Below are 4,255 nucleotides of genomic sequence, written 5' to 3'. Positions count from 1 at the left end.
TCGGATCACGCTTCGTCCTCCGGCGCAGCCAACGAGATACCGCGTCCGCAATCGTTGGCCATCGGACAGCTCCACATCGACGCCGCCATCGTCCTGTGCGAAACCCGTAACGTCCTGTCCGCGATAGATCGGCACCTGCAACCCGCTGATCCAGTCGGCCAATATCCGCTCGATATGGTTTTGCCGCAGCGCCAGCAGATAATTGTGCCGCGTGGGAAAATCGCTGATGTCCAACCGGATCATGTGGAAGCCCACGGACGGCGATGGCTGTCCCTGCGAGAGGAAACGATCGGCGATTCCGCGCTGATCGAGCACCTCGATCGTGCGTGCGTGCAGGCCGCCTGCGCGTGAGCCAATGAGTTCCTGAGTATCGCGCCGCTCGACAATGGCGACATCGACGCCCGCCAATGCGAGCTCGCCTGCCAGCATCAATCCCGTCGGACCGCCCCCGGCGATCACCACTGCATGATCCCGACGCGATCCGTCTGCCGGCAACATCACACCCATTCTCGTCACTCCCGTTTCCGTTGGCCTGGACCGCGGTTTTACGGGAGGAGCCGGGTCTTGCCGCAAGCCCCTTGTGCGCCATATCTATGAAATGGAGGGGTACTCTTCCTCATCGTTGGCAGCCACGTGACAGCGCACGGAACGTGCCATCGCCGTCGCAGTCCTAAAAACGATATCCGGATTTTCACACGCAAAAAACGCAGAGTCTTCCGTGCTTTGGCACGGAGCTCTGATGCTCATTGGAAAGAAGGGGGCCGGTCGGCGTTTGGCAGCGGTACGAGGAGGCCACTATGTGCCAGCGCCGGCCGGCCGACCCCACGGACCCAGGAGATGCGGCGGACCTGAGCATCATGGGGTATTCTGGGGATCGAGCCGGCTGTCTATCCTCGTGCCGGCTTCGTCTTGGCCTGCACACTTGCGCAAGAGCTTATGAAAATCAACAGTTTCTTAACCAAGGCTCGCGAATCGCTTGGATTAAGGTAAACGGGTAACCCTGTCGGGTTGACAGGATAATCGGGTCTGGACCGGTTATGCCGCCTTGGCAACGACGCGGTTGCGGCCACCGCTCTTGGCTTCGTAGAGTGCGAGATCGGCACGCTTCATCAGCGCCGCCACCGTATCCACACCCTTCAGCACCGACGACACCCCGACGCTGACCGTGACTTCGATCGTCTTGCCGTCCTGGCCGATGGCAAAAGGCGCCTGGGCAATTTCGGCGCGAATGCGCTCGGCCACCTTCTCGGCAACCGCACCTTCGGTGTCCGGCATCACCACGACGAACTCCTCGCCGCCAAAGCGGCAGGCAAGGTCGATACCCCTGACATTCTTGCGCAGCCGTCGCGCAAATTCCCGCAACACTTCGTCGCCGCCGTCATGGCCATGCGCGTCGTTGATGGCCTTGAAGCGGTCAAGGTCGGTGATCATCACCGACAGCGGCCGGCGCCGTGCCACGGCGCGATCGAACAGCGTCTGTAGATGGCTGTCGAGATAGCGGCGGTTATGCAGCCCGGTCAGGCCGTCGGTCACCGCCATTTCGATGGTCTGGGTGACGCTGGCGCGCAGCTGGTCGTTGTAACGCTTGCGGCGCACCTGGGTACCCAGCCGCGCCGTCAGTTCCTGCTGGTCGATCGGCCGCATCAGATAGTCGTTGATGCCGAGTTCGAGGCCGCGGATGATGCGCTCCTCCTCGCCCTCCTCCGCCAGAAGAATGATCGGCACGAAGCGGGTGCGATCCAGCGAGCGCAACTGCGAACAGAGCCTGAGCGGATCAAAATCGGCGAACGCAGTCGAGATCATCACGCATTCATAGGACGTCTCGGCGGCCTGGAAGAAGCCGGCATGCGGATCGCTGGAGACATCGAGGTCGGCGCGGTCGCGCAGCATCTTCTGGATGCGCTCGACGGATGATTTGCGCTCGTCGATCAAAAGCACTTTCGGTGTCGTGTCCTCGGACGCGAAATTGCGGCTCAAAAGCTCTTCGATGCCGATGTTGCGCGTCGTCGAAGCACGCAGCCGCAACTCATCGGTCAGTGACTTCAGGCGAACCAGGCTCTTGACGCGCGTCATCAGCTGCAGGTCGTTGACCGGCTTGGTCAGGAAGTCGTCCGCGCCGGCCTCGAGCCCGCGTACGCGGTCGGAAACCTGGTCGAGCGCGGTGATCATCACCACCGGAATGTGCGATGTCGCCGGATCGCTTTTCAGCCGCCGGCAGACCTCGAAGCCGTCCATGTCAGGCATCATCACGTCGAGCAGCACGACATCGACCTTGCCATTCTCGCAGGTTTCGATCGCATCCGGCCCGTTGGTGGCGGTCAGCACCTCGAAATATTCGGCCAGCAGCCGGACTTCCAGCAGCCGCACATTGGCAGGGATGTCGTCGACGACGAGGATCCGCGCAGTCATTTCACAAGGCTCCGGCTCGGCTGAAAGGGTACATCACGCATCACCCAAATAGGATTTGATGGTTTCGATAAAACGCGGCACCGAGATCGGCTTCGAAATATAGGCCTCGCAGCCACCCTGGCGGATGCGTTCCTCGTCGCCCTTCATCGCGAAGGCGGTCACCGCAATGACTGGGATGACGTGCAGCTCGTCGTCCTCCTTCAGCCATTTGGTCACCTCCAGCCCCGACACTTCAGGCAGCTGGATATCCATCAGGATGAGATCCGGCTTATGCAGGCGCGCCAGATCGAGCGCTTCCAGACCGTTGCGGGTGCGCACGGTCTCGTAACCGCTTGCCTCGATGAGGTCCCGAAAGAGCTTCATGTTGAGCTCGTTGTCCTCGACGATCATGACCTTCTTCGGCATCGATATCCCGTCCCGGTCGTCCTTCCGCTCGAAGGCGACCGTCATGCGCCCATGTCTAGACGCACCAAACCCTGCTTCACTTTACGGCAATATGATTGACGAAACGGAAATCCGCGGCTGGAAAACAACGCAAATTCCACCTCGTCCCCCTGCGCGTCCAAAGGGCGCGCGACGCTCTAATGGCTTGCCGCAAGCAATTCTTGCCATTACTGCGGGAGAGACTCATTCCACTCACCGAAGGTAGTGATGGCAAACGCAGCGTCAATGCGTGAAGAAGCGGAATCGATTGCCGTGAAGGCCCTGGGCTTCGTCGCCTCCGATCCGGAGCTGCTGCCGCGCTTTCTGGCAATCACCGGCATAGAGGCGCATTCTATCCGCAAAGCCGCCAGCGAGCCGGGTTTTCTGGCCGGTGTCCTGCAGTTCATTCTCGCCCACGAGCCGACGCTGATGCGCTTTGCCGAGGAAACCGGCACGCCGCCGGCTGCCGTCGGCAAAGCCTTGCGGGCGCTGCCGCTGGGCGACGACAACCATGAGCATTCGATATGAGCGATGACCCCGAAACCGCGCGCCAGATCGAGGAACTGGCGGCCGACGACCGGCCGCTGCTTGTGCTCGACGTCGACGACGTCGTGCTCGAGTTCATCCGCCCGTTCCCGAATTTCCTCAAGGCGCGCGGCTTTGGCCTGACGCTGGCCTCCTTTCGGCTGACCGGCAACATTGCCGAGACGGCGAGCGGCCGGCTGATCGAACAGCCTGAAGTCACGGCACTCCTGGGCGATTTCTTTGACGCGCAAGCCGATTGGCAGAGCATTACCGACGGCGCAGCAGAGGCCCTGGCAGGGCTCGGCGACCGCGCGGAAATCATCTTGCTGACGGCCATGCCGCACAGACACCGCGCCGTGCGTCGCGCCCATCTCGATGCCCTCGGGCTGAGCTACCCACTTCTGACCACTGAAATGGCCAAGGGACCGGCAGTGGCCAAGCTTCGCGGCAAGGCCGCCAGGCCGGTGGTCTTCGTCGACGATCAGCCGCACAATCTAGCGTCGGTGCGGGGATCGGTCGCCGACGCCGAACTGTTCCATCTGATGGCCGACAATTCGCTGCGCGCATTCCTGCCGCCGGTGACGGACGACATCGTCGTCGTCCAGGACTGGCGCGAAGCCGCGCCGAAGATCGCGAGCGCGCTGGGGCTCTAAAGCCCTAGCCCCTCAAGGGTTCAGTTTCGCTCCGCCATTGTCGCTACCGCCACTGGCGTCTCCACCGTCATCGTCCCCGCCGTCACCATCATCCACGCTGTCGTCCACGGCCGGATCGGCGGGCTTCAGCATGACACCATTGACGGTGACCGAACCATCGGCCTTGGCGTTGACGACCCATTCCAGCCGGCCATCGGGCAGCGTCTTGCCAAAACCTTTCGCCATGAGGGCGACAGGCACATATT

At 62.0% G+C, this 4,255-nt stretch carries 5 protein-coding genes and 1 pseudogene; 2 read left to right on the top strand and 4 right to left on the bottom strand.

The window, feature by feature from the left end; translation table 11 throughout:
* The 3 genes from EN993_RS32140 to EN993_RS32125 all read right to left on the bottom strand — a co-directional run.
* Positions 1–507 (bottom strand): FAD-dependent monooxygenase (locus tag EN993_RS32140; protein ID WP_164757947.1); only part of this gene is annotated, 507 nt, incomplete at its 3' end.
* A gap of 528 nt (positions 508–1,035) precedes the next feature.
* Positions 1,036–2,409, bottom strand: coding sequence for a PleD family two-component system response regulator (locus EN993_RS32130; RefSeq protein WP_127265791.1), 1,374 nt, complete (start codon positions 2,407–2,409; stop codon positions 1,036–1,038).
* Between the two features lie 33 nt (positions 2,410–2,442).
* Entirely contained in the window at positions 2,443–2,799 is a 357-nt protein-coding gene (locus tag EN993_RS32125) for a response regulator (RefSeq protein ID WP_276325614.1), read from the bottom strand.
* Between the two features lie 261 nt (positions 2,800–3,060).
* Here EN993_RS32125 and EN993_RS32120 point away from each other — a divergent pair, with 261 nt between their 5' ends.
* Complete coding sequence (locus EN993_RS32120; protein ID WP_056582159.1) at positions 3,061–3,360, top strand: DUF3572 domain-containing protein; 300 nt, start codon at positions 3,061–3,063, stop codon at positions 3,358–3,360.
* The gene (locus EN993_RS32115; RefSeq protein WP_127265789.1) at positions 3,357–4,010 is read left to right on the top strand and encodes a hypothetical protein; all 654 of its coding nucleotides are present in this window, start codon (positions 3,357–3,359) and stop codon (positions 4,008–4,010) included. Before EN993_RS32120 ends, EN993_RS32115 begins: the two co-directional genes overlap by 4 nt.
* A gap of 12 nt (positions 4,011–4,022) precedes the next feature.
* Here the strand turns inward: EN993_RS32115 and EN993_RS32110 are convergent.
* Positions 4,023–4,255: pseudogene (locus EN993_RS32110) on the bottom strand (hypothetical protein); the annotation flags it as partial.

Source organism: Mesorhizobium sp. M7D.F.Ca.US.004.01.2.1 (assembly GCF_003997785.1).
In the GTDB taxonomy this organism is placed as follows: Bacteria; Pseudomonadota; Alphaproteobacteria; order Rhizobiales; family Rhizobiaceae; genus Mesorhizobium; species Mesorhizobium loti.
The sequence above is the reverse complement of the archived record's forward strand: the minus strand, read 5'-3'. Positions and strand labels throughout refer to the sequence as shown.

Bases quoted from the DNA above. Each gene is read 5' to 3' on its own strand.
- EN993_RS32115 (WP_127265789.1), top strand. From the start codon at position 3,357: ATGAGCGATGACCCCGAAACCGCGCGCCAGATCGAGGAACTGGCGGCC.
- EN993_RS32125 (WP_276325614.1), bottom strand. From the start codon at position 2,799: ATGATCGTCGAGGACAACGAGCTCAACATGAAGCTCTTTCGGGACCTC.
- EN993_RS32120 (WP_056582159.1), top strand. From the start codon at position 3,061: ATGGCAAACGCAGCGTCAATGCGTGAAGAAGCGGAATCGATTGCCGTG.
- EN993_RS32130 (WP_127265791.1), bottom strand. From the start codon at position 2,409: ATGACTGCGCGGATCCTCGTCGTCGACGACATCCCTGCCAATGTGCGG.